General features: G+C 58.7%; 22 protein-coding genes. 13 read left to right on the top strand and 9 right to left on the bottom strand.

The window, feature by feature from the left end; translation table 11 throughout:
• Positions 1-94 precede the first annotated feature (94 nt).
• The 6 genes from scpA (at position 95) to ACR0FE_RS04210 (ending at position 5,569) form a co-directional block, all read left to right on the top strand.
• Positions 95-2,221 (top strand): methylmalonyl-CoA mutase, encoded by a 2,127-nt coding sequence (gene scpA / locus ACR0FE_RS04235; RefSeq protein ID WP_480911271.1) that lies wholly within the window; start codon positions 95-97, stop codon positions 2,219-2,221.
• Positions 2,222-2,330: 109 nt separating this feature from the next.
• Positions 2,331-2,927: a VOC family protein gene (locus ACR0FE_RS04230; protein ID WP_480911269.1), complete on the top strand. Its 597-nt coding sequence runs from the start codon at positions 2,331-2,333 to the stop codon at positions 2,925-2,927.
• Positions 2,924-3,412, top strand: coding sequence for an N-acetyltransferase family protein (locus tag ACR0FE_RS04225; RefSeq protein WP_480911267.1), 489 nt, complete (start codon positions 2,924-2,926; stop codon positions 3,410-3,412). The genes ACR0FE_RS04230 and ACR0FE_RS04225 overlap by 4 nt, the downstream gene beginning before the upstream one ends.
• Positions 3,413-3,457: 45 nt before the next feature.
• Entirely contained in the window at positions 3,458-4,138 is a 681-nt protein-coding gene (locus ACR0FE_RS04220; protein ID WP_170609951.1) for a molecular chaperone DjiA, read from the top strand.
• Positions 4,139-4,142: 4 nt separating this feature from the next.
• A complete protein-coding gene (locus ACR0FE_RS04215; RefSeq protein WP_480911265.1) occupies positions 4,143-5,156 on the top strand; it encodes an endonuclease/exonuclease/phosphatase family protein in 1,014 nt (337 codons plus the stop codon).
• A 38-nt stretch (positions 5,157-5,194) separates the two neighbouring features.
• On the top strand, positions 5,195-5,569 hold the full coding sequence (locus ACR0FE_RS04210) for a hypothetical protein (RefSeq protein WP_170824812.1): 375 nt from the start codon (positions 5,195-5,197) through the stop codon (positions 5,567-5,569).
• A 14-nt stretch (positions 5,570-5,583) separates the two neighbouring features.
• Here ACR0FE_RS04210 and ACR0FE_RS04205 read toward each other — a convergent pair whose 3' ends face one another.
• From ACR0FE_RS04205 to ACR0FE_RS04185, 5 genes are all read right to left on the bottom strand, one after another.
• A complete protein-coding gene (locus ACR0FE_RS04205; protein ID WP_170824813.1) occupies positions 5,584-7,128 on the bottom strand; it encodes a Ppx/GppA family phosphatase in 1,545 nt (514 codons plus the stop codon).
• Between the two features lie 58 nt (positions 7,129-7,186).
• Positions 7,187-7,867 (bottom strand): P-loop NTPase family protein, encoded by a 681-nt coding sequence (locus ACR0FE_RS04200; protein WP_480911262.1) that lies wholly within the window; start codon positions 7,865-7,867, stop codon positions 7,187-7,189.
• The gene (locus ACR0FE_RS04195) at positions 7,868-8,941 is read right to left on the bottom strand and encodes an AI-2E family transporter (protein ID WP_170609960.1); all 1,074 of its coding nucleotides are present in this window, start codon (positions 8,939-8,941) and stop codon (positions 7,868-7,870) included. It abuts the gene before it with no gap.
• 90 nt (positions 8,942-9,031) lie between these two features.
• Positions 9,032-10,006, bottom strand: coding sequence for an isopenicillin N synthase family dioxygenase (locus ACR0FE_RS04190; protein WP_480911260.1), 975 nt, complete (start codon positions 10,004-10,006; stop codon positions 9,032-9,034).
• Positions 10,006-11,370 carry an FAD-dependent oxidoreductase gene (locus ACR0FE_RS04185; RefSeq protein WP_480911258.1) on the bottom strand — a complete coding sequence of 455 codons (1,365 nt, stop codon included), beginning with the start codon at positions 11,368-11,370 and terminating at the stop codon, positions 10,006-10,008. The genes ACR0FE_RS04190 and ACR0FE_RS04185 overlap by 1 nt, the downstream gene beginning before the upstream one ends.
• Before the next feature lie 168 nt (positions 11,371-11,538).
• Here ACR0FE_RS04185 and proS point away from each other — a divergent pair, with 168 nt between their 5' ends.
• Complete coding sequence (proS, locus tag ACR0FE_RS04180; protein WP_480911256.1) at positions 11,539-12,879, top strand: proline--tRNA ligase; 1,341 nt, start codon at positions 11,539-11,541, stop codon at positions 12,877-12,879.
• Positions 12,863-13,756: a glycosyltransferase gene (locus tag ACR0FE_RS04175; RefSeq protein ID WP_480911254.1), complete on the top strand. Its 894-nt coding sequence runs from the start codon at positions 12,863-12,865 to the stop codon at positions 13,754-13,756. The genes proS and ACR0FE_RS04175 overlap by 17 nt, the downstream gene beginning before the upstream one ends.
• A 9-nt stretch (positions 13,757-13,765) precedes the next feature.
• On the opposite strand, the gene ACR0FE_RS04170 is transcribed toward ACR0FE_RS04175, so the two are convergent.
• Entirely contained in the window at positions 13,766-14,101 is a 336-nt protein-coding gene (locus tag ACR0FE_RS04170; RefSeq protein WP_480525721.1) for a hypothetical protein, read from the bottom strand.
• A gap of 358 nt (positions 14,102-14,459) precedes the next feature.
• Here ACR0FE_RS04170 and ACR0FE_RS04165 point away from each other — a divergent pair, with 358 nt between their 5' ends.
• The 3 genes from ACR0FE_RS04165 (at position 14,460) to ACR0FE_RS04155 (ending at position 17,504) form a co-directional block, all read left to right on the top strand.
• Positions 14,460-15,446 carry a DUF6492 family protein gene (locus ACR0FE_RS04165; RefSeq protein WP_480911253.1) on the top strand — a complete coding sequence of 329 codons (987 nt, stop codon included), beginning with the start codon at positions 14,460-14,462 and terminating at the stop codon, positions 15,444-15,446.
• Positions 15,447-15,529: 83 nt separating this feature from the next.
• A complete protein-coding gene (locus tag ACR0FE_RS04160) occupies positions 15,530-16,825 on the top strand; it encodes a lipoprotein-releasing ABC transporter permease subunit (protein WP_170609971.1) in 1,296 nt (431 codons plus the stop codon).
• A complete protein-coding gene (locus tag ACR0FE_RS04155; RefSeq protein ID WP_170609973.1) occupies positions 16,818-17,504 on the top strand; it encodes an ABC transporter ATP-binding protein in 687 nt (228 codons plus the stop codon). Before ACR0FE_RS04160 ends, ACR0FE_RS04155 begins: the two co-directional genes overlap by 8 nt.
• Here ACR0FE_RS04155 and ACR0FE_RS04150 read toward each other — a convergent pair.
• A complete protein-coding gene (locus ACR0FE_RS04150) occupies positions 17,488-17,925 on the bottom strand; it encodes a DMT family transporter (protein WP_170609975.1) in 438 nt (145 codons plus the stop codon). The genes ACR0FE_RS04155 and ACR0FE_RS04150 overlap by 17 nt on opposite strands.
• A gap of 96 nt (positions 17,926-18,021) precedes the next feature.
• Here ACR0FE_RS04150 and ACR0FE_RS04145 point away from each other — a divergent pair, with 96 nt between their 5' ends.
• Positions 18,022-18,423: a c-type cytochrome gene (locus ACR0FE_RS04145; protein WP_480911250.1), complete on the top strand. Its 402-nt coding sequence runs from the start codon at positions 18,022-18,024 to the stop codon at positions 18,421-18,423.
• A 6-nt stretch (positions 18,424-18,429) separates the two neighbouring features.
• Here ACR0FE_RS04145 and ACR0FE_RS04140 read toward each other — a convergent pair whose 3' ends face one another.
• Positions 18,430-19,116 carry a hypothetical protein gene (locus ACR0FE_RS04140; protein WP_480906918.1) on the bottom strand — a complete coding sequence of 229 codons (687 nt, stop codon included), beginning with the start codon at positions 19,114-19,116 and terminating at the stop codon, positions 18,430-18,432.
• Between the two features lie 42 nt (positions 19,117-19,158).
• Positions 19,159-19,821, bottom strand: coding sequence for a DNA-3-methyladenine glycosylase I (locus tag ACR0FE_RS04135; RefSeq protein ID WP_480812033.1), 663 nt, complete (start codon positions 19,819-19,821; stop codon positions 19,159-19,161).
• Between the two features lie 414 nt (positions 19,822-20,235).
• Here ACR0FE_RS04135 and ACR0FE_RS04130 point away from each other — a divergent pair, with 414 nt between their 5' ends.
• Positions 20,236-21,186 (top strand): ABC transporter substrate-binding protein, encoded by a 951-nt coding sequence (locus tag ACR0FE_RS04130; RefSeq protein WP_170609981.1) that lies wholly within the window; start codon positions 20,236-20,238, stop codon positions 21,184-21,186.
• The last annotated feature ends 3 nt before the right edge of the window (positions 21,187-21,189 follow it).

Genomic DNA, 21,189 nt, shown 5'->3' with positions numbered 1-21,189 from the left:
ATTTTCCGCGCCCGGGCCGGATTGAAGGGCGGGATTGAACATACGCGTGCTGTCGCAAACCGGCCGCGCCCCGAATTGATAAGAGGAAATCGAAATGACCGACACGAAGGACTGGAAAGCGCTTGCCGAGAAAGAGCTGCGCGGTCGTCCGTTGGATGATCTGACCAAAGAAACGCTGGAAGGCATCGACGTCAAACCGCTGTATACGTCTGAGGACACGGCGGAACTGCCGCATATGGGGTCTTTGCCGGGTTTTGGACCGTTTACACGCGGTGTGAAGGCGACAATGTATGCAGGCCGTCCGTGGACCATCCGCCAATATGCCGGTTTTTCCACCGCCGAGGAATCGAACGCATTCTATCGCCGCAACCTGGCGGCCGGTCAGCAAGGCGTTTCGGTGGCCTTCGATCTGGCCACGCACCGGGGCTATGACAGTGACCACCCGCGCGTTGTCGGAGACGTGGGTAAGGCTGGTGTGGCCATTGATAGCGTCGAGGACATGAAGAGTCTGTTCGACGGCATCCCGCTGGACAAAGTCTCGGTCTCGATGACGATGAATGGCGCGGTGATTCCGATTCTGGCAAGCTTCATTGTTGCAGGCGAAGAACAGGGCCACGACAAATCCGTCCTGTCCGGCACCATTCAGAACGACATTCTGAAAGAGTTCATGGTGCGCAACACCTATATCTATCCGCCTGAGCCTTCGATGAAAATCATCTCGGATATTATCGATTACACGTCGAACGAGATGCCCAAGTTCAACTCGATCTCAATCTCGGGCTATCACATGCAAGAGGCCGGAGCGAACCTGGTGCAGGAACTGGCCTATACGCTGGCTGACGGGCGCGAATATGTTCGTGCCGCGACGCAAGCCGGGATGGACGTGGACAAGTTCGCAGGTCGCCTGTCGTTCTTCTTTGCGATCGGCATGAATTTCTTTATGGAGGCTGCCAAACTGCGTGCCGCGCGGACCCTGTGGCATCGCGTGATGACCGAGTTCGGGGCAAAGTCCGAACGATCCAAGATGCTGCGCACCCATTGCCAGACTTCCGGCGTGTCGCTGCAGGAACAGGACCCCTATAACAATGTGATCCGTACCGCCTATGAGGCGATGAGCGCGGTTTTGGGCGGCACCCAGTCGCTGCACACAAATGCTTTGGACGAAGCGATTGCGTTGCCGACCGATTTCTCGGCCCGCATCGCGCGGAACACGCAATTGATCCTGCAGGAGGAAACCGGCGTGACGGATGTGGTCGATCCGCTGGCGGGTTCCTACTACGTCGAAAGCCTGACCAACGAGCTGATCGAAAAAGCCTGGACCCTGATGGATGAGGTCGAGGAGATGGGCGGCATGACCAAGGCCGTGGCCAGCGGCATGCCCAAGCTTCGGATCGAAGAAAGTGCTGCGCGTCGTCAGGCCATGATCGATCGGGGTGACGAGGTGATCGTCGGCGTCAACAAATACCGCAAGGAACAGGAAGACCCGATCGACATTCTCGACGTCGACAACGTCGCCGTGCGCGAGGCACAGGTTGCACGTCTGGAGCGCATCCGTGCTACCCGCGATGAGGCCGCCTGCCAACAGGCACTGGACGCGTTGACGAAGACTGCCCAAGAGGGCGGAAACCTGCTGGCTGCTGCGGTCGAGGCCGCCCGCGCCCGCGCATCCGTAGGAGAGATCAGCATGGCAATGGAGAAGGAATTCGGCCGCCACCGCGCCGAAGTGAAAACGCTGGCCGGTGTCTATGGAGCGGCCTATGAGGGTGACGAAGGTTTTGCCGCGATCCAGAAATCCATCGAAGATTTCGCCGAGGCCGAAGGCCGCCGCCCGCGGTTGCTGGTCGTCAAGATGGGGCAGGATGGTCATGACCGGGGTGCCAAGGTGATCGCGACTGCTTTTGCGGATATCGGGTTTGACGTCGACGTTGGTCCTCTGTTCCAGACACCGGCCGAGGCGGCTCAGGATGCCGTCGACAATGACGTCCACGTGGTCGGCATTTCTTCACAGGCGGCAGGCCACAAGACACTGGCCCCGCAACTGGTCGAGGAACTCAAGAAAGCCGGTGCCGAGGATATCATCGTGATCTGCGGCGGGGTGATCCCACAGCAGGATTATCAGTTCCTCTACGACCACGGCGTCAAAGCGATCTTTGGTCCGGGCACCAATATCCCCGAAGCGGCACAGGATATTCTGCGCCTGATCGGCGAAGCCAAGGGGTAAGGCCCAGACAAGATTTTTCAACGAAGAATCTTGTGGCGCAGATGTCCGAGGACAGCTTTATTGGGAAAGGCAGCGCGTTTTCTGCGCTGCCTTTTATGATGGGGTGGAAATGGAACTGGATCATCTGGCCGTCGCAGGGGAAACGCTGGAGGCTGCTGCCGCGCATGTCGAGGACGCCTTGGGGGTCAGGCTTGAGACAGGCGGCAAGCATGAGAAATTCGGTACTTATAACAAGCTGCTCGGACTTGAAGATGGCTTGTATCTGGAAGCGATTGCAGTTGACCCGAATGCGGCGCAACCTGAGCGCACCCGGTGGTTCGATCTGGACCGGTTCCAGGGTGCACCGCGCCTGACCAACTGGATCTGCCGTGTGAAGGATATCGAGGCGGCCACCGTGCCGGGTGGCCCGTTAGACCCGACAGATCTGGAGCGCGGGGCGCTGCGCTGGCGCATGATCGTGCCATCGTCCGAGCGCCTGCCTTATGACAACCTCTATCCCGCATTCATACAGTGGCAGGGCGATCTGCACCCCGCCGAAATGTTGCAGGCCAGTGGTTGCCGGTTGCTGAGATTGCTGGTGTCCCATCCCGAAGCAACGAAGCTTGCCCAAAGCACCGGGCCGGTTGAGGGTGTTGAGTTTCACCAGGGCTCGCCGGGCCTGCGCGCTGAATTCGAGACACCAAACGGACGTCGCGTTCTGGAATGAGGGTTCGGCAGGCACAGATTGCGGATGCACCGGCGATTGCTAAAATTACCAACGCGATCATCAGGGATACCCTGGTTACGTTCACATCCGAGGAGCGGACTGCCGCGGGAATTGCAGCCGACATCGAAGCCCGCGGTGCGGGGTTTTTGGTGGCTGAACTGGATAGCGAGGTTGTCGGTTTCGCTTCGTATACTCGGTTCCGATCCGGGCCGGGGTATGCCGAATGCCGCGAGCACTCGATTCAACTAGCTCCATCAGCACGTGGCAAGGGGATCGGCCGCGCGTTGATGAGCCGGTTGGAAGAGGTGGCCCGGGCCGAGAGCGTCCACGTGCTTGTGGCGGGAATATCCTCGGAAAATCCGGCTGCCATCGCCTTTCACGCTCGCATCGGTTTCACCGAAGTCGGACGAATGCCCCAAGTGGGCTGCAAATGGGGCCGCAGGTTGGATCTGGTACTGATGCAGAAAATTATTGGTCAGGACTGATCTGTCGCACCTGACACGCGCGATTTGTGGCGCTAGGGTGCGGCCATGTCGATCTGGACCCGTATATCCGATGCGCTGAGCGCACTGGCACAAGGTGAAAGCCTGACTGCCGTTTTTGAGAAACTGCGCTCACCGCCCGAAAGGTCGGTGGCCTTTACAATCGCTGTGATCGCGCTGGGCGCCAAGATGGCCAAGGCAGACGGGCAGGTGACGCGGGACGAGGTTACGGCCTTTCGCGATGTGTTCCAGATTGCCCGCGAAGACGAAGAAGGCGCGGCGCGGGTGTTCAACATGGCCCGAACCGACGTGGCCGGCTATCAGGACTATGCCCGCAAGATCGCCAGGATGTTCGACGAAGACAGCACGACGTTGTGCGACCTGATGGAAGGCCTGTTTCACATTGCCATGGCCGACGGGTTTTATCACCCGAACGAAAACGAGTTTCTGGAAGAAGTCAGCCGGATATTCGGGCAAACCGACGCTCAGTTTCTGGCGCTGCGCGCCCGTTTCGTGCCGGATGCCCCAAACGATCCGTATACCGTTCTGGGCGTGACAAGGGACATGCCGTTGACCGAAATTCGCAACATCTGGCGCAAGCTAGTGCGCGAAACCCATCCTGACGCCATGATGGCGCGCGGCGTGCCCGAGGAGGCAATCCGGCTGGCCGAGAAAAAGATGATCGACATCAACCGCGCCTGGGACGAAATAAACGGTGCAAAGGTCTGAACGGATGCGTTTGGCGACCTACAATATCGAATGGTTCGCCAACTTGTTTGATCGCCAGGATCGTCTGATCGTCGATGACGGCTGGTCCGGCCGCTTTGATGTCACCCGGGCCCAGCAGGTCGAGGCGATCGCCAAGGTTCTGACGGCTATCGACGCAGATGCCATTCTGATCGTTGAGGCCCCAAACACCGGCAAAACGCAGAACACCGTCCGCGCGTTGCAGGGTTTTGCGGAAGCCTTCGATTTGCGCACCACTCATGCGGTCATGGGCTTCGCTAATGAAACCCATCAGGAACTGGCACTTTTGTTTGATCCTCAGTTGCTGATGGTGCGCCATGATCCAAAGACGCGGTCTGCGCAGCCATTCGACCATCAGACAGCACCCCGGTTTGACACCGAATTTCGGATTGATCTGGATATCGACGCAACCGAGGATGTTGTGCTTTTTTCAAAGCCACCGATGGAATTGGCGGTGGAAACAAAGTCGGGTGCGAAATTTCGCCTGATTGGGGCACATCTGAAATCCAAAGCGCCGCGCGGCGCGGAAAGCCGGGACGAGGCGATCCGGATTTCAATTTCCAACCGGCGCAAACAACTGGCTCAGGCGATCTGGCTGGCCCGGCGCGTCGAACAGCACATTGCCGAGGACGAACCGGTGATTTTGCTGGGTGATCTTAACGACGGCCCGGGCCTGGACGAGTTCGAGAACCTATTCGGGCGCTCATCCGTCGAGATTTTGTTGCAGTCCGGTTTGTTTGATCCCAATGCCGCAACCGCTTACGGCTCTGTCGGTGGGGAAACACCTTCGACGGCCCGGTTTGTGCGCCGGGACAAGGGAGATTTTCTTGAGGCATTGCTGGATTACATCATGATCAGCGATCCGCTGCGCCAGCGAAATCCGGTCTGGCGAATCTGGCATCCGTTGCGGGACGACGCGATCCGTTCGAACGCGGAATTGCGGGACGCACTGCTGACGGCCTCGGACCATTTTCCCGTAACTCTGGATATTGACCTGTGATCTTTCAACGCCTTCCCGCAGTGCTTATGTTTGGCCCCATGAAACGAGTGCTTTTGATAAGTCTGATCGTGACGTCCACTGCGTTCCCAGCCAGCGCGCAGGAAGATACCGGCAAGTCCCTGATGGAGCGCGGCGCCGAGCTTTTCTTCGAAGGCCTGCGCAAGGAAATGGAGCCCACGCTCGATGATTTGCGCGACCTGGCTGAACAGTTTGGTCCTGCCATGCTGTCCTTTTTTGAGGAAATGGGACCGGCACTGGCAGAAATGACCAAGGAGATACAGGACTGGAGCGTTTATGAGGCACCGGAGATCCTGCCCAATGGCGATATCATCATCCGCCGGAAACCGCAGGACGACACCCCGCAAACTCCTGAGGAAAAACCAGAGCCGGACGAAGGTGTAACGGATATCTGAGCGTTTACAGGGGATTACCCCTTGATGATAACCTTGGTCTCGGACTTCAATGCCTGAGCCAGAGAGCCGAAGCGTGCTTCGGCGGTTTCGTTGAACAGCGGTTCGGCGGCTTTCGGCAAAATCAGATCCAACTGGCGTTTCTTTGGGAAATAACGAAGTTTGCCCATCGTGGCGTCATTCTTCATCCACAGCATTGCGCCAAAGCGCATTGCCTTGCCCAGAATCTCGGCCTGCTTCTGACTCTTTTCATCCAGCAGTTCATATTGCGGCGCGAACCGGTTACCTTCGCGTTTGTTGCGGTAGCGGTGCTGCAAGGCCAGACCAATGAACACCCTTTCCGAATGCTTCAGCCCACCCAGATTGGCGCGGGTCACGTAGTCGAAACAGACCTCTGCCCGATAATCGGGATGAGCGCGCCAACTGACATCGTGCAGAAGGCAAGCGGCCTTGACCAGCCGGACGCGGGTTGACGGGGCCGATTTGAACAGCGGCATGACGAAATCGAACAGGTGTTTTCCAAAACCGGGCAGACGGGCGTCCTTGGCTTCCGAAAAGCGGCTGGCCTCGATCAGCGGGTCGCAATCGCGCAGGCTTTGCGGCATCTGTTCGTACAGAAGCCCTTCGCGGATTCCATAGCTTGAAATGGCGATGTCCTTGGGTTTGAAAGTGCGGATCAGTCGGGACAGCACATCCATCGCATAAGGGATAAGCGCCATGCGTGAGCTGGAAACACCAGCCCGGCTGCGCAGTTTCTCGGGGTCGCCCTTTTCGATGAACCGGATGGTTTCGTGCACCTGCTTGTGGGTCATCCTGTATTCATGCAGAACGTTCAGCGGATAACCCCGCCGCAGCATGTCCAGCCGTGCAAAGGCGCGCCAGCTGCCGCCCACCAGGAACAGGCGATCCCGCTGGGGGCCCAACTGATCGCGCAGTTCTTCCATGGTGGATTTGATGTGCGCCTTGCGGGCACGACGCCCGCCTTTGATGTCCCGCAATTTCAACGGACCCAGCGCGGATGTCACGCGGCGGCCGGTCTGGCCTTCGCCGATCTCGGCCAGTTCCATGGATGAACCGCCAATATCGCAGATCAGACCGTATGCACCCGGCCATCCCAGAAGCACGCCTTGAGCGGAGAAACGGGCCTCTTCCAGACCATCAATGATCGAAACGTGTAGGCCGGTTTCGGCTTTGACCTCGTCGCAAAACTCCTGCCCGTCCTTGGCTTCGCGTACTGCGGCGGTTGCGACAACGTGCAGACCGGGCAGATCAAGGTTGTCGGCCAGATGCTGGAACCGGCGCAGGGCATCCAAGGCGCGAACACGCCCTCTGGGGTTCAGGTGCCCGGTCTCCGACAGACCCGCGCCCAGTTCGCACATCACCTTTTCGTTGTAGAAATACGCGGGTGAGCGGGCCGCCCCGTCAAATATGACCATACGGACCGAGTTCGACCCGACATCGACAACACCGACCCGGGACAAGTCCCTGACGCGGGGATCAGAAAATAGCGGTCTTCCGAAAGGTCCCCAGTCGGGGATGGTGGTATCGATAGTCTGATCCATGTCTTTCCCAGATATTCCTGTCTCAGGATGCGAAATCACCGGATTCGGGTCAATCTCTTCAATGGCCGTCGCCGGCATGGTGTTTCAGAATCCGGATCGCCAGCGCCCGAGTGATGTCGCGCCTTTCCGACAGTGCGAGCTTGTCCAGTTGGGCCACGACCTCTGCCGCCGTTTCGAAACGCCGGTCCATGTGCTTGACCAGATAGGAAATCACCTCGGGTCCGGGGTTGAGCTGCCGGTCCACGAACAGCTTGGCCAGCACGGCCCCCAGAAGGGCGTCATCGGGCGGGTCCAGGGCGACCTGATGGGCGCCTTCGATACGGCTTTGCAAATCGGCCAGAGGCAGCTGCCAAAGCTTCGGCGCCAGCCGTCCGGTCATCAACAGCGCGTGGCCTTCGGCCAGAACAAGATTGTGCAGATGAAACAGCGTTTTCTGTTTTTCAGCGTCGGCTGCGATCATGGGTACATCTTCGACCGCGACCGAAGTCTGGGCCAACTCGGGCACCTCGCCGTGCTTCAGATCGGTGGCCGAAATGATCCGTCCGCCGGTTTCCGCCGCCCATACATGCGACAGATGTGTTTTCCCCGAACCTGCCGGTCCGCTGAGCACCAGTTTGTTGCCTGGCCAGGACGAGGCGGAAATCATTGCCACCGCCAGAGCGTTGGCGGGGGAAACAAAAAAATCCTCGCGTCCCAGCGCGGTTTTCGCCGGAAGGTCAAAGCTGAGCTGGCGTGCCATTTACTTGTCTTCCTGATCCAGCCCTTCCAGCCCGGTATACAGGCGGCTTTCCAGATATTTCGAAGTGGCAAACCGGGCCAGTACGCCGAGCGCTGCGGCGACCGGAACAGCCACCAACATGCCCACAAAACCGAACAGTGCCCCAAACACGGACAGCGCCAGCAGCAGCCAGACCGGATGCAGGCCGACCGAATTGCCGACAAGTTTGGGTGTCAGGAAATTGCCTTCGGTCACTTGCCCAAGTGCGAATACACCTGCGACCAACCCGATATGGGCCCAGTCACCCCAGAACTGAAACAGCGCCAACCCGATCGCCAGCGTGCCGCCGATCAGCGCGCCCAGATACGGGATGAAGGTGACGAGTCCGGCAATGAACCCGACAATCAGCCCGAACTGCAGGCCGACAAGCATCAGCGCGATGGCATAGTACGTGCCCAAGATCAGACAGACCGTTCCCATGCCCCGTACGAACGAGGCCAGGACATCATCGATTTCCCCGGCCAGTTTCTTGATTGTCGGCGCATGGTCACGCGGCAAAAGCTCGGCTATTCGAGCAATCATGCGGTCCCAGTCCAGCAGCAGGTAAACGGTAACCACCGGCACGATGACCAGCAAAACGACCACGTTTATTGCCGACCCCAACGAGGCGACGACCGTTTGCAGGACATCGCCGGTCTTCGATTTCAGGGTCTCGCCAAGAGAAACCAGAAACTGATGCGAGTTGGACTGACGGTCCAGCAGGGACGGGAATTGTCGTTCGATAAACCCGCGCAGTTCCTTGAACAGGCTGGGCATGATCTCGACCAGATCGATCAGCTGAGTAATCAATGCGGGAACAACCATCAGGATCGCCAGGACGAAACCCAGCACACCGACTACGGTAATGATGCCCGTCGCCGCCATGCGCGAGAGACCCAGATTTTCAAGCCGATCCGCGACCGGATCCAGAAAATATGCAATCGCACCACCGATGACGAAGGGCAGAAGCACGTCCCCAAGAGCCCACAAAAGAAGGGCAATCACCACTGCGGCGATGCCCCAGTATCTGAGCTGATCCTTAACGGGCAAGGCCATATCGGTCCCCTGAGTTTGGCTCTTGCACGTGTTCTTGGCCCATGCGCGCCCGCGATGCAAGTGGTTCATGCCCGCTGAGATTTTGGGGTGTCAGCTGTGCAATGTTCCTAGTTCGGGGGTTTCCTCATCCGCCATTTCATCTGACCAGTTTGTGCGCCAGATCTCTGCCGACCAGTGCCCGCAATGGACTGCGGGCCGGTCAAAGCCCGGTAGGGGTGGCAATTGGGGTTGGATGACAACATCATGACGCGGCACGGCGAAATACGGAAAGGAATACCTTTCCCGCCCCGATCGGTTGACGACCCGGTGCGGAGTTGATTTCAACCGTCCCCCCGACCAAAGCTCCAGCATGTCGCCGATATTGACGACAAAGCCACCGGGCGGGCAATCCGGAGTAATCCAGTCTCCGGCCCGCGTCTGAACCTCGAGCCCGCCGACGGGATCGGGCGCGATGATGGTCAGTGCGTCGGTGTCTTTGTGCGGATGAATGCCATAGCCCGCTTCCTCGGCGGCCTGAGGCGGGTAATGCAGCAAAGTCATATTGGTCATCGGGTCGCGGAACGCGTCGCGCAGACTGTCCGGCTCAAGCTTCAACCCGACTTCCAGCGCCCCAAGCAAATGGTCTGTTACGCGATCCAGTTCAGCCCAGTAATTCAGGATGACGTCCCGAGCGCCCGAGACTTCGCGTGGCCAGAGATTTGGCCCATAAAGGGCGCAGTCCTGACGGATACGCGCATCCGATGGGGTTTCGAAATGCAACTTGTAGCCTTCGTATTTGTCGGCGGTCCCCGATCCGTCGTTCGGGGTGAAAAATCCCATGGGAATATAGCCGCGATAATTGTCACGGGTGATGGCCTGATCCCATTTACTGCTGTCATCGATGCCGAAGATCTCACAAACGCAGTCCCGAACCTGCTCGACCATATTCGGGGGAACACCGGTGCCTGTAATCGATAGGAAGCCGATGCTGGTGCAAGCGTCCAGGATTTGCTGAACGGTGGTGTCAAAGCCCGGATGAGCCTTGTCGTTCAGGGGGGCGATGTCGATGGTAGGAATATGGTTCATCAGTTGATCCTCACCCCCTGGCGTTCAAGTTCGGCGTGAACCGGGCTCAGGTTCAATTCGTGCACGTCCTGATTGCTTTTGAGGGACAACGCCGCTGCAATTCCGGCGCCCTGACCCATGACAGCACAGCAGGCCATGTTTCGGGTCGCGGCATGGGCGACGCGGTCTGCGCCGTGCGAACGCCCCGCCACCAGCAGGCCCCGCACGCCTTTTGGCAGCATGGATCGGTAAGGGACCTGCATGTATCGGCCTGTGGTCGGCAAGATCAGGATGCCATAGCCGTCGATGAACTCGGGGTAGATGCCGATCGTGTCTTCGAACCGACCCTGATGGCGGGCGTCATCCTCGGTCATGTTATAGATCGCGTCGATCTTACGGGTGTCGCGGATGCCGATCGTCATCCCGAAGTTTCGCAGACGGGCGTTTTCACAACCGGGCATGAACCGGCGCAGCGCCTCGATGGCCAGCATCGACTGACGTCGGCCTTCGATCTCGCCGCGCGTCAGGCTGTCGGGGTCGGTGCCGTCTATCTCGGCCAGATGGATGAGGTTCATGTAGGTCAGCTCACCCGTGTCATGCATTGCGCCCCATGTACCGGCGATGGTGTTCAGGTGCGACGGGATCAGCCCTTCATCAATGGCCTGTTGGAACGGTTTGTGCACGAAGGGCGAGAACATATCGTCTTCTTTGCCGCTCGTCTCGATGTTCCACTCACCGCCGCCGCCCCAGTCCTTATAGGTCTGCGGGTCGGATTTGACACCTTCCATAAACGCCCGTTTGTCGACACCGGCCAGATGGAACATGACCGAGGCCGCCATCATGTCTTCGCGTGGGGTCTTGTGGGTCGGTGCGCCTGCACGGTGAGCCACATCAGCGTCCCCGGTGGCATCAATCACCACCTTGGCCAGTATCGCCTCGCGCCCTGCCTTGGATTCGGTGATGATCCCGGTGATCCGGTTGCCTTCCATGATCGGAGCGACAAACTGACGGTGCAGCATCGGATGCACACCAGCCTCTTCGACCAGCTTGTCTGCCACCAGTTTGAAGCCCTCGCTGTCGAGCTCATAGCTCAGCGACTGGCTTTCCGGCACCGCAGCGCCCATCTCCTTGGCACGGGTTTCGAACTCCATGCCGATGCCGCCAGCTTCGACCGTCTGTTCGTGGCGATACCAGGCGAAACCTTCGACCCCGACAGCGGTGATGTTCCCCCCCATGCAACCGAAGCGGTCGACCAAGGACACTTTCGCCCCCGCCCGTGCCGCTGCCAGTGCGGCGGCAAGGCCGGCGGGGCCGGAACCTACAACTAGAACGTCGGTCTGATGAACTACGGGGATCTGGCGGGCGGGTTCCTGAATGGTTTGCACGGGGACCTCCTGAGGAAATGTTCCCGCTACCATCTTGAATGCTGACTGGCGGGTCAATCAAAAAACCGACTGCTCCGAGGTCGCAAAATCGCCAATGGCCGATTGCCCCCGGCGGGGCTTTGCAATAAGCAGCTTTGAAGTCGAATTCTCACCTTTGAAGGTCATACAATGCGCCTCAGCCGTTACTTTCTGCCCGTTCTCAAGGAAACCCCCTCGGAGGCCCAGATCGTCAGCCACCGGCTGATGCTGCGTGCCGGGATGATCAAGCAAGCCGCGGCCGGGATTTATTCGTGGCTGCCGTTGGGTTTCAAAGTTCTGCGCAAGTTGGAAAACATCGTGCACGAGGAACAGGCGCGGGCGGGTCACATCGCCATCCAGATGCCTATTTTGCAATCCGCGGACCTGTGGCGCGAATCCGGACGTTACGACGATTACGGTCAGGAAATGCTGCGAATGCAGGACCGTCACGGGCGCGACATGTTGTATACGCCGACGGCTGAGGAACTGGTGACCGACATCTTCCGTGGCCATGTCAGCAGCTACAAGGATCTGCCGCTGACCCTCTATCAGATTCAGTGGAAATTCCGCGATGAAATCCGCCCCCGTTTCGGCGTGATGCGTGGTCGTGAATTCTATATGAAGGACGGCTACAATTTCGACCTGAACAAGGAAGACGCGCTGCACGCATATAACCGCCATCTGGTCAGCTACCTGCGCACTTACGAGCGTATGGGGCTGCAAGCCATCCCAATGCGTGCCGATTCCGGCCCCATCGGTGGTGACGACACGCATGAGTTCCTGGTTTTGGCTGATACCGGCGAGTCCGAAGTTTTCTATGACAGCGCCGTTACCGATCTGACCTTTGGCGACCGCGAGATCGATTATGACAACCGCGAGCAGTGTCAGGCGATCCTCGAGGAGTTCACCTCGAAATACGCGCGCACCGACGAAACCCATGACGAGGCGCTGTTCAACCAGATCCCGGAAGAGCGCCGCCGCGTCGCGCGCGGAATCGAGGTCGGCCAGATCTTCTATTTCGGCACCAAGTATTCCGAACCGCTGGGTGCAACCGTGCAAGGCCCCGACGGTAAGCCGGTTCCGGTTCACATGGGCAGCCACGGCATCGGTGTCAGCCGCCTGATCGGCGCGATCATCGAAGCCAGCCATGACGACAAGGGCATCATCTGGCCCGAGGGCGTGACCCCGTTCCATTGCGGTATCGTCAACCTGAAACAGGGTGATGAAGAAGCGGATGCGGCTTGCGACAAGATCTACAAGGCGCTGACCGCGCTGGGGCTTGAGCCGCTTTATGATGACCGCAACGAGCGGGCAGGGGGCAAATTCGCAACCATGGACCTGATCGGCCTGCCGTGGCGCATCACTGTTGGTCCGCGCGGCCTGAAGAACGGCGTGGTCGAACTGACCAGCCGACGCACCGGCGAAAGTGAGGAACTGAGCCCCGAGGCCGCGGTCACCAAGATCGCCGGGATTTATGAGCAGATCGCCTGAGCAGACCGACACGCCGCTGATCTCGGTGATCACGGCGACTTACAACCTGCTGTCCCAAGGGCGGCAGGACAGTTTTCTGGGCGTCATCGAATGCATGGCGCGGCAGAACTGCGTTCGGGCCGAGCACGTCATTCAGGATGGCGCTTCGTCGGATGGAACAACTGCGTTTCTGAATGAGGCGACGGCAGACGCCCTGCGTACACGCGTGATCAGCGCACCGGATGCCGGTCTGTACGATGCGATGAACAAGGGGGCACAGGCCGCGCGCGGAACGTATCTGCTGTTCCTGAACTCGGACGACGCTCTGGCGTCAGATGATGTGCTTAACATGGCGGCGGATCGGCTTGAGGCAACCGCGCCCGATTTCCTGTTCGGGTCGACACTGCGCAAGCACGCGGACGGATCGGAAAGCCGGGAGAAACGGATGTCACTTACGGCGGTCCTGCAGCGGATGCCGTTCTGCCATAACTCGGTTTTCATAAAACGGGGTGTCTTTCTTGCACTGGGCGGACATGACACGCAGTTTCGCGTTGCTGCCGATTACGACCTGATGCTGCGCCTGGTCGGTGGTGGCTATCAGGGTGAGCGGATGGATGATCCGGTCTCATTGTTCTGGGAAAGAGGTGTGACCAGCGACGATGACGCAACAGGGCAGGACTATGCCCGTGTCTGGATGCAATATTACGCGGATTTCAGAACGGCCCATGGGCTGACGCAGCAGGATTTCTTTGGATACTATCGGCGCGGACACATGCCGGCCAACCTGATGCTTGAAGTTCTGCGTCGACCCGATACGCCCGAGGCGATCAAACGGGCCGCGCGCCATTGCCTGTTAAAGACCCTGCGCCGTTCGGTGCAGTTTTGGCGAAAGTTCTAGTTTCTTAATTCAAGTGCCGTTCCGGGATGGGCGTGCCGTAAGAACTTCTCCATCTGCCTGCCCGCCATGGGCGACGACAATCGGACGCCCAAGCTTACGCACCAGATCCTTGAATTCGAACCCAAGAAAACGCAGTCCGCAAACCCTCTCGCCGGATGTTCTGTCGGTGATGCACAGGCGGCCCTTTCGGAATGCCAGCCTGTATCCTTTGTCTTTCAGGATGTCTGCCAGGCTACCCCAGCTTGCCGCGCTGGCGAATAACGGGCGGATTGCTGCGCGCAGCAGAGCCGCTGTTTCGCAATCGAGTTCTGTGGATGCCGTTCGGGCCACAATAGATCCCGACACCTCAGTCTTCCGCTTAATTAACATGAGCGACCCCCGCTCTGAAATGTGTTCCCCCATTACAGGGTGTCAAAATTTCTCAGAATAATCAAAATTTGAAATAAAATTACTCTGAAAATGTTGCATTTTGAGTTCAATAATTCACGCAATACCCGCATTGATATCATAGGTGAAACAATTCAGCGCTGTCTGTGAAGGATGTCACAACTATTGGTATAGCCCGCTTGTTGCTCTGTCGCCTTAAGCCCGAGCCCTTCCAGACGGACCGACCGCGTTTGATTCGTTCCGGCATTGCAATTGCCGGGCTGGACACAAGATATCAGAGTGGTAAATCGGTCTGGTTCAGACGGGGGATACGGACGTGCTGAGTTTTGCAACGGTTGTGTATTCCAAGGACTATCCCTTGCTGGAATTGCAGGCGTTGTCATTTGCCCGGTTCGTTGACCCCCGAAGCGTCGCATCGATCCATGTCATCATGAACGACATTGACGAGGCGTCGCTCAGACAGAAGATCGATCCAATCCTGCCGTCTTATGGTCCGTTGCTGCCCAAGGTTAAGGTGCTAAGCGGCGACGACGTATTGCTGGGCACCGGGCATTGTTCAGAACGGCCCTGGCGTGACCGGGTCCTGATCGAGAACCGTTTCCGGATTCCGTTCGCCCGAAAAGGCGGGTGGCGGGGCAACAACGGGTATCGCGCTCAGCAGGTGCTGAAACTGGGTGCCGCACGCGTGGCAGATGCTGAGAATATCGTTATCCTGGATACCAAGAACGTGTTTTTGCGCTCCTTTGAACAATCTGAGTTCTTTTCACAGGATGGCGCTGCCCAAATCCCGTTCATTCCGGTTCAAAGCGATTTTCACCGCAATTGGTTGTCTGAGAGTTTGGAGGCACTTGGGGTTAACAAGCCCGATACCGCCGATCTTGAAACAACGAACTTTGCGACACCGTTCCCGGTCCGACGATCGCTTGTTTTGGCGCTGCTGGACGAAATCAATGCGCATTACGGTTCGGTGCAGGCTCTCTTTGCGTCGCGGCGGCGGCCTTCCGAGTTCATGCTACTTAACGCGTTTTGTATGGGCTCACCTGAAGGTTACGGACCTTGGTTTCAGCCGATTGAAAACAACAGCGTCGGTATGTGGCCCACCTATTCGCAGGACGTTCTGAGCGCGCAGGTGTCACGACTGGACTATCCGCAGTCACTTAGCCTTGGATTGCACAATCGGGCGGTTTCGAAACTGCCCGAAGATCTGCGCGAACGGGTATTCAAGGCATTGGAAAGCCGCGGCATCAGCGACCCGGCCAGAACAAAGGCTGTATTGGATCAAACTTCGGCCCTTTCCGGCTAGCAAAGACACTGGCGGTGACAAGTCGCTTGACCATCCGGGCAAATGCCGAAAGGGTCGCCGCAAACAGAAAAACCGGAGCAGGCATGGCCACCACACCCCCGCCCTTTGCCCCTTTTGAATGGAAAATCGCCTGGCGTTATCTGCGCGCTCGTCGCGCCGAAGGCGGCGTCAGCGTGATGACCTGGATTTCCCTGATCGGGATCACCCTGGCCGTGTTTGCCCTGATCGCGACCCTGGCGGTGCGGTCCGGGTTCCGGTCCGAGTTTGTCGGTACCATTTTGGGAGCCAACGCGCATGTCACCGTCTATTCGGCTGGCCAGGTGGGTCAGCAGGGCAGCGTGGACAGGACGATTGCGGACTTTGACCGCATGGCCGCGCGTATCGCGCAGGTTGACGGGGTCGAGCGGGCCGCGCCGTTGGTCAAGGGACAAGTGCTGATCACCAACCGCGACCGCAGCAGCGGGGTCGAGGTCTTTGGCATTCGCCCCGACGACCTGCGGGATTTGCCGGGTATTGCTGAAAGTGAACAAGCCATTGGTGATCTGTCCGGGTTTCAGGACGGTGAAGAAGTAGTTGCCCTGGGTTCGGGTGTTGCCCGCAGCATCGGGGCGACAGTCGGCGATACGATCAAGCTGACCTCGCCCAACGGGGTCAAAACCGCCTTTGGCACGTCGCCGCGGGTGAATGCTTACCGCGTGGTCTATGTCTTTTCGGCCGGCCGCTACGATATTGACCGGACCAGGGTCTACATGCCGTTTGACAGGGCGCAGAGCTTTTTCAACCGCGAAGGTGTCGCGGACGAGATCGAGGTAATGGTAACGCAGCCCGAGACTCTCAACCCGATCCTGATACCGATACTCGAAGCCGCAGGCGAACGCAGCCAGATCTGGACATGGCAGGACGCTTCGGGCGGGTTCTTGCGCGCGCTCGAGGTAGAGGACAACGTGATGTTCATCATCCTGTCGATCCTGGTGCTGATCGCGGCGATGAATATCGTCTCCGGCCTGATCATGCTGGTCAAGAACAAGGGGCGGGACATCGGCATCCTGCGCACCATCGGTCTGAGTGAAGGGTCCGTTCTGCGGGTGTTTTTCATTTGCGGCGCATTTACCGGCATCATCGGAACGGTGATGGGCGTGGTCCTTGGGTGCCTGTTCGCCATCTATATCGATCCGATCTTTTCCTTCGTGAACTACGTCATGGGAGGCGGTGTCTGGGATCCGTCCATTCGCGGCATCTACGCTTTGCCCGCCGAATTGCACCTGACCGATGTGCTCAAGGCAGTCGCGCTTTCGTTGGGTCTGTCCTTTCTTGTCACCTATTTCCCTGCTCGTCGTGCGGCGCGGCTGAACCCGGTTGAGGCGCTGCGCTATGAATGATGTGACGATGCGGCTGAACGGTCTGACCAAGACCTATCTGAGGGGCACTCCGGGCGAGGTTCAGGTTCTGCGCGGTGCAGATCTGGAACTTCGCGCGGGTGAGGCTGTGGCGCTGGTGGCACCGTCGGGTGCCGGAAAGTCGACGCTTCTGCACATTGCCGGGCTTCTTGATGCCCCCGATGCCGGATCGGTTGAAATTGCGGGTCAGGATGCCTCGGGCAAAGGCGACCGTACCCGCACAGCATTGCGGCGGCGCGATGTGGGATTTGTCTATCAGTTCCACCATCTGCTGCCGGAATTCACGGCGCTTGAGAATATAACCCTTCCGCAACTGGCCAATGGCGTATCCGAAAAAGCTGCCCGTGAACGGGCTATGTCACTGCTGGGGCGGGTTGGGGTTGCGTCCCGCGCCGATCATCGCCCGGCGGCCCTGTCAGGAGGAGAGCAACAGCGCGTTGCATTCTGCCGGGCGCTGGCCAATGCGCCGCGCGTTTTGCTGGCGGATGAACCGACCGGCAATCTGGACCCTGAGACCTCGGATCAGGTTTTCGATGCGCTGATGTCACTTGTGCGGGGTGAGGGGCTTTCGGCGTTGATCGCCACTCACAACCCGGATCTGGCCGCGCGGATGGACCGGATCGTGCGGTTGGACGGCGGTGTTCTCAAGCCAGTTGAGTGATGGCGACGCCAACTGCCATAACAGCAATCCCGCCCGCCCGCATCCAGGTTAGGGGTGTGATCTGGGCGCCAAACAGACCAAAATGGTCAATGGCGGCTGCACTGATCAACTGGCCCAGCAGGACAAAGAACACTGCGTTCCCAACGCCAAAATGCGGGGCCACGTGGGTGATGGACAACACATAAAAGGCGACCAGAACGCCGCCGAGGAACAGGTGTTTCGGGGCTTCTGAAATTTTTGAAAGCGCGTCGAAGCCGGGAAACACCAACATGACCAGCGCCGAAGCGGTCAGGGCAACGGCGAACAGAACCACTGCCGCCGTGGTCGGCGACCCGATCAGTTTACCCAAGGCCGCATTCAGACCCGCCAGCAGAGGCACGCCGACCCCGGCTGCCAGCATGATGGCTGCGTATTGTGTCATTGCCCGATCCTTTGCCCTTGTTGCGTTGATCTGGATCATTGCCCCTAGCCGCAGAACGGGCAAGCCTGCAATTGCCAATCCTGACAGGAGACTACGATGAGAATGTCCGCCGCCCGGGTCACATTTCTGACAGCCGTCTTTCTGGCGTCCCAAGCGCCAGCGCAGGATGCCGAAAATGGTAGCCATTTGTACCTGCGCCACTGCGCCACCTGTCACGGGATCGAAGCAACGGGTCAGGGTCCGATGGCTGGTGTCTTGGTCATTCAGCCCACTGACCTGACCCAATTGGCGGATGCCAATGGTGTGTTTCCACGGGCAAGAGTTGTGGCACGGATCGACGGGCGCGATCCTCTGGTCTCGCACGGCAGCCCGATGCCTGTGTATGGGCCGTTCTTCGAAGGGCAGGACACGGCGATCAAAACGCATGACGGTCAGCCGATTCTGACGAGCCAGCCGATTGTCGATCTGGTCGCCTATCTGGAAACGCTGCAAAATTGACGGTGATCAGCTGCAAATGCCGTTGATTTCCGCGCCCCGCCACGGCAGGGCGACGTCACGCTCGCGCCCCTTCTCGGGCAGCGGTGACAGGTCGAAGTGCACACCCAGCATGTCGTGCAGACGCTGCGTGCGGGCCGCCTGGGGATCCAGCGCCCGGCAGCACACATATTCCTCGACGATCGCGCCCTGTTGTTCGAATCCGTAAGAAAGAAAGTCAGGCGAAGTTGCGAGGTCGAACAAATAGGGATCCTTGCGTCCGCCATGTTCTGCCGCTGCGCGTAATGGATGATACCCGGTGGTTTCGCGGTTCTGCCACTGCCAGACGTGGGTCAGTTCATGCGCCAGCAGCATTGCGGCTATCAGGTTCATTTCGTCCGGAAATCCGGACATGTAATTCTCAAGATACCAGTCACGCGAGAAATAGACCCGGTTGAACAGGGCCACTGCGGCAGGGGTGCTGGTGACAAGCCCCTCTTCGGCCGGTGGCAGAATGCGATCCCGGCAGGCCAGACGCGGTCGCGCCTCGCGATAGTATGTAATGGGCAGCACGGGCGCGCCATCGACAAGTCGGACGCGATCAATGTCCAGGCTTTTGCCCTGAATGGTATCGGTAAACGCGCGTTCGGTCTCTGTCAGCGGGCGGCTGCAGGACGCAAGCAGAAACAGGGCGACTAGCATAACGCGAGTGATCATGCCTAGCAGCCTAGTACGACGCATTCCGCCTGCAAGGTGATTTTAGAGGCTCGTCGCCAGAACACGGCTGATTTCTGTCAACGATCGGCCGGATTGCTCCATCCATGTGTTGAAAGCTTGCTGTACTGCGGCCATTGCCTTTTTCGACGTAGCGGGCCTATCAATGATGCCCTCGGCGATCAGCCGCGCGGTGACGTCCTGTGACAATATAAAACTGTCACGCCCGGCAAACCGCATTGCATATTGAGCCGAAGCCCCTCCAAGGCGCGCCCCGCGTTTGGCCAGCATGGCCAGCAGGCCAATGTAGTCGTGCGAAGGCCAGCCGCCCAGAACCTGACCCGCTCCGCCTTCTTCACGCAGTCCCAGCAGAAACGCGGCGTTGTCCCGAACGGCGGCGATCTTTGTTCCGTTGCGCACGATACGAGTGTCTTGCAGCAGGCTGTCGAACTTTTCGTCGTCCATGAAGGCGCACCGCCCGACATCAAATCCGTCAAATGCCGTTTCGAACCCATCCCACTTGGATTCGATGACTTTCCAGCTGAATCCCGCCTGAAAAATGGTTTTTGTTATTGTCGACAACCAGCGGTCGTCCGGCATGGCGGCCAGCTCAGCGGTGCTTTTGGGTTTGCTCAGCTTTTCCTCCAGCCTGTCAGGGCCGCCATGCCGGCCGGCGGCAATGCTGTAGATTTCGTCAAAATGGCGCATCATTCGGTTCCTCCGGCGCTAGTGTTTCCTTTTTGTTCCTTTCTGGCAAGGGGGCAAGTTGCGCCCGGTTGGCCGGATTCAATAGATCGCGACTATTGCGAAATGCAGAAATTTAGACGGTTTTGCAAAGAAATGCTCGACAAAACAGGGGATTCGGGTTTGTGATTGACTCGTCAATCAATGTCCGGTGCCCTGGCAAACCTCAGCAACAAGCCAGGACGGTGCAGTTGCGTTGCAAAGCGGGTGGGGGAAATCGCGCCAAAAAAGTGAAATTAGCTTAGCTCTGGTGTCAGTGTTCACTTTCCTTTTCCGGCTAAATTTGTGCATGTTGCGACATGGTATTGTCACCAGACAAGTCAGCCGGCGTAAAAACGCGTCGGGGTGGGCAAAACAAAGAAGACAGGGAGAAAAATCATGAAAAAACTGAGTGTAAGCCTTTTGGCCCTTGCGGTCGCGGGATCGGCACAGGCGGCGGATATGGGCGCCGTGGACGAGCCGATCAAGCTGGCAATCAACGAATGGACCGGTCAGCACGTTACAACGCATGTCGCGGGCGAGATGCTGAAGGCCGCAGGATATAACGTTGAATACGTCACAGCGGGCATGATGAACCAGTTCCAGGCGCTGGCCGATGGCGACATCGACGCAACGCTGGAAATCTGGTCGTCTAACGTGTCGGACGAATATGCCAAGAAAATCGACGAAGGCACCGTAGTCGAAATCGGCGATCTTGGGCTGGATGCCAAAGAAGGTATCGCATACCCGGCCCATGTGGCCGATCTGTGCCCCGGCCTGCCTGCTTGGGAAGCGCTGAAAGACTGCGCGCAGGTCTTTGCTACGGCCGAGACGCTGCCCGGCGGGCGTCTGGTCGACTATCCTGCAGACTGGGGTACACCCGGCGCCGATCGTATGACGGGTCTTGAGTTGCCTTTCAAAGCGGTTCCTGCGGGCTCGGAAGGTGCTCTCATCGCGGAATTGCGCGCTTCGACTGAACGCAAGTCGCCGCTGCTGATCACCTTCTGGCAGCCGCACTGGGCGATGTCGGCCTATGACGTGCAATTCGTTGACCTGCCTGCTGGCGAAGAGGCTTGCTTTAACGATCCTGCCTGGGGTCCGAACCCGAACGCGGTGAATGACTGCGACTTCTCGCCCTCGCGCATCTTCAAAGCCGGTTGGAGCGGCATGGAGGAGAAATGGCCGGCCGCGTACGAGATCCTGACCAACTATCAACTGGCGGTCGAAGACCAGCAGCCGATGATGGGTGCGATCGACGTTGATGGCGGCTCGGTCGAAGAAGTTGTCGCCGCTTGGATGGCCGAGAATGAAGGCAAATGGCGTCCGGTCGTCGACGCGGCAACCAAGTGAGCC

The sequence above is a fragment of the Ruegeria sp. K7 genome (assembly GCF_056531785.1).
This window is presented reverse-complemented; position numbering and strand designations above follow the sequence as displayed.

Excerpts from the sequence above, each read along its gene's own strand:
- scpA (WP_480911271.1), top strand. The coding sequence starts at position 95 with ATGACCGACACGAAGGACTGGAAAGCGCTTGCCGAGAAAGAGCTGCGC.
- ACR0FE_RS04230 (WP_480911269.1), top strand. The coding sequence starts at position 2,331 with ATGGAACTGGATCATCTGGCCGTCGCAGGGGAAACGCTGGAGGCTGCT.
- ACR0FE_RS04225 (WP_480911267.1), top strand. The coding sequence starts at position 2,924 with ATGAGGGTTCGGCAGGCACAGATTGCGGATGCACCGGCGATTGCTAAA.
- ACR0FE_RS04220 (WP_170609951.1), top strand. The coding sequence starts at position 3,458 with ATGTCGATCTGGACCCGTATATCCGATGCGCTGAGCGCACTGGCACAA.
- ACR0FE_RS04215 (WP_480911265.1), top strand. The coding sequence starts at position 4,143 with ATGCGTTTGGCGACCTACAATATCGAATGGTTCGCCAACTTGTTTGAT.
- ACR0FE_RS04210 (WP_170824812.1), top strand. The coding sequence starts at position 5,195 with ATGAAACGAGTGCTTTTGATAAGTCTGATCGTGACGTCCACTGCGTTC.
- ACR0FE_RS04205 (WP_170824813.1), bottom strand. The coding sequence starts at position 7,128 with ATGGATCAGACTATCGATACCACCATCCCCGACTGGGGACCTTTCGGA.
- ACR0FE_RS04200 (WP_480911262.1), bottom strand. The coding sequence starts at position 7,867 with ATGGCACGCCAGCTCAGCTTTGACCTTCCGGCGAAAACCGCGCTGGGA.
- ACR0FE_RS04195 (WP_170609960.1), bottom strand. The coding sequence starts at position 8,941 with ATGGCCTTGCCCGTTAAGGATCAGCTCAGATACTGGGGCATCGCCGCA.
- ACR0FE_RS04190 (WP_480911260.1), bottom strand. The coding sequence starts at position 10,006 with ATGAACCATATTCCTACCATCGACATCGCCCCCCTGAACGACAAGGCT.
- proS (WP_480911256.1), top strand. The coding sequence starts at position 11,539 with ATGCGCCTCAGCCGTTACTTTCTGCCCGTTCTCAAGGAAACCCCCTCG.
- ACR0FE_RS04175 (WP_480911254.1), top strand. The coding sequence starts at position 12,863 with ATGAGCAGATCGCCTGAGCAGACCGACACGCCGCTGATCTCGGTGATC.
- ACR0FE_RS04160 (WP_170609971.1), top strand. The coding sequence starts at position 15,530 with ATGGCCACCACACCCCCGCCCTTTGCCCCTTTTGAATGGAAAATCGCC.
- ACR0FE_RS04155 (WP_170609973.1), top strand. The coding sequence starts at position 16,818 with ATGAATGATGTGACGATGCGGCTGAACGGTCTGACCAAGACCTATCTG.
- ACR0FE_RS04150 (WP_170609975.1), bottom strand. The coding sequence starts at position 17,925 with ATGACACAATACGCAGCCATCATGCTGGCAGCCGGGGTCGGCGTGCCT.
- ACR0FE_RS04145 (WP_480911250.1), top strand. The coding sequence starts at position 18,022 with ATGAGAATGTCCGCCGCCCGGGTCACATTTCTGACAGCCGTCTTTCTG.
- ACR0FE_RS04140 (WP_480906918.1), bottom strand. The coding sequence starts at position 19,116 with ATGATCACTCGCGTTATGCTAGTCGCCCTGTTTCTGCTTGCGTCCTGC.
- ACR0FE_RS04135 (WP_480812033.1), bottom strand. The coding sequence starts at position 19,821 with ATGCGCCATTTTGACGAAATCTACAGCATTGCCGCCGGCCGGCATGGC.
- ACR0FE_RS04130 (WP_170609981.1), top strand. The coding sequence starts at position 20,236 with ATGAAAAAACTGAGTGTAAGCCTTTTGGCCCTTGCGGTCGCGGGATCG.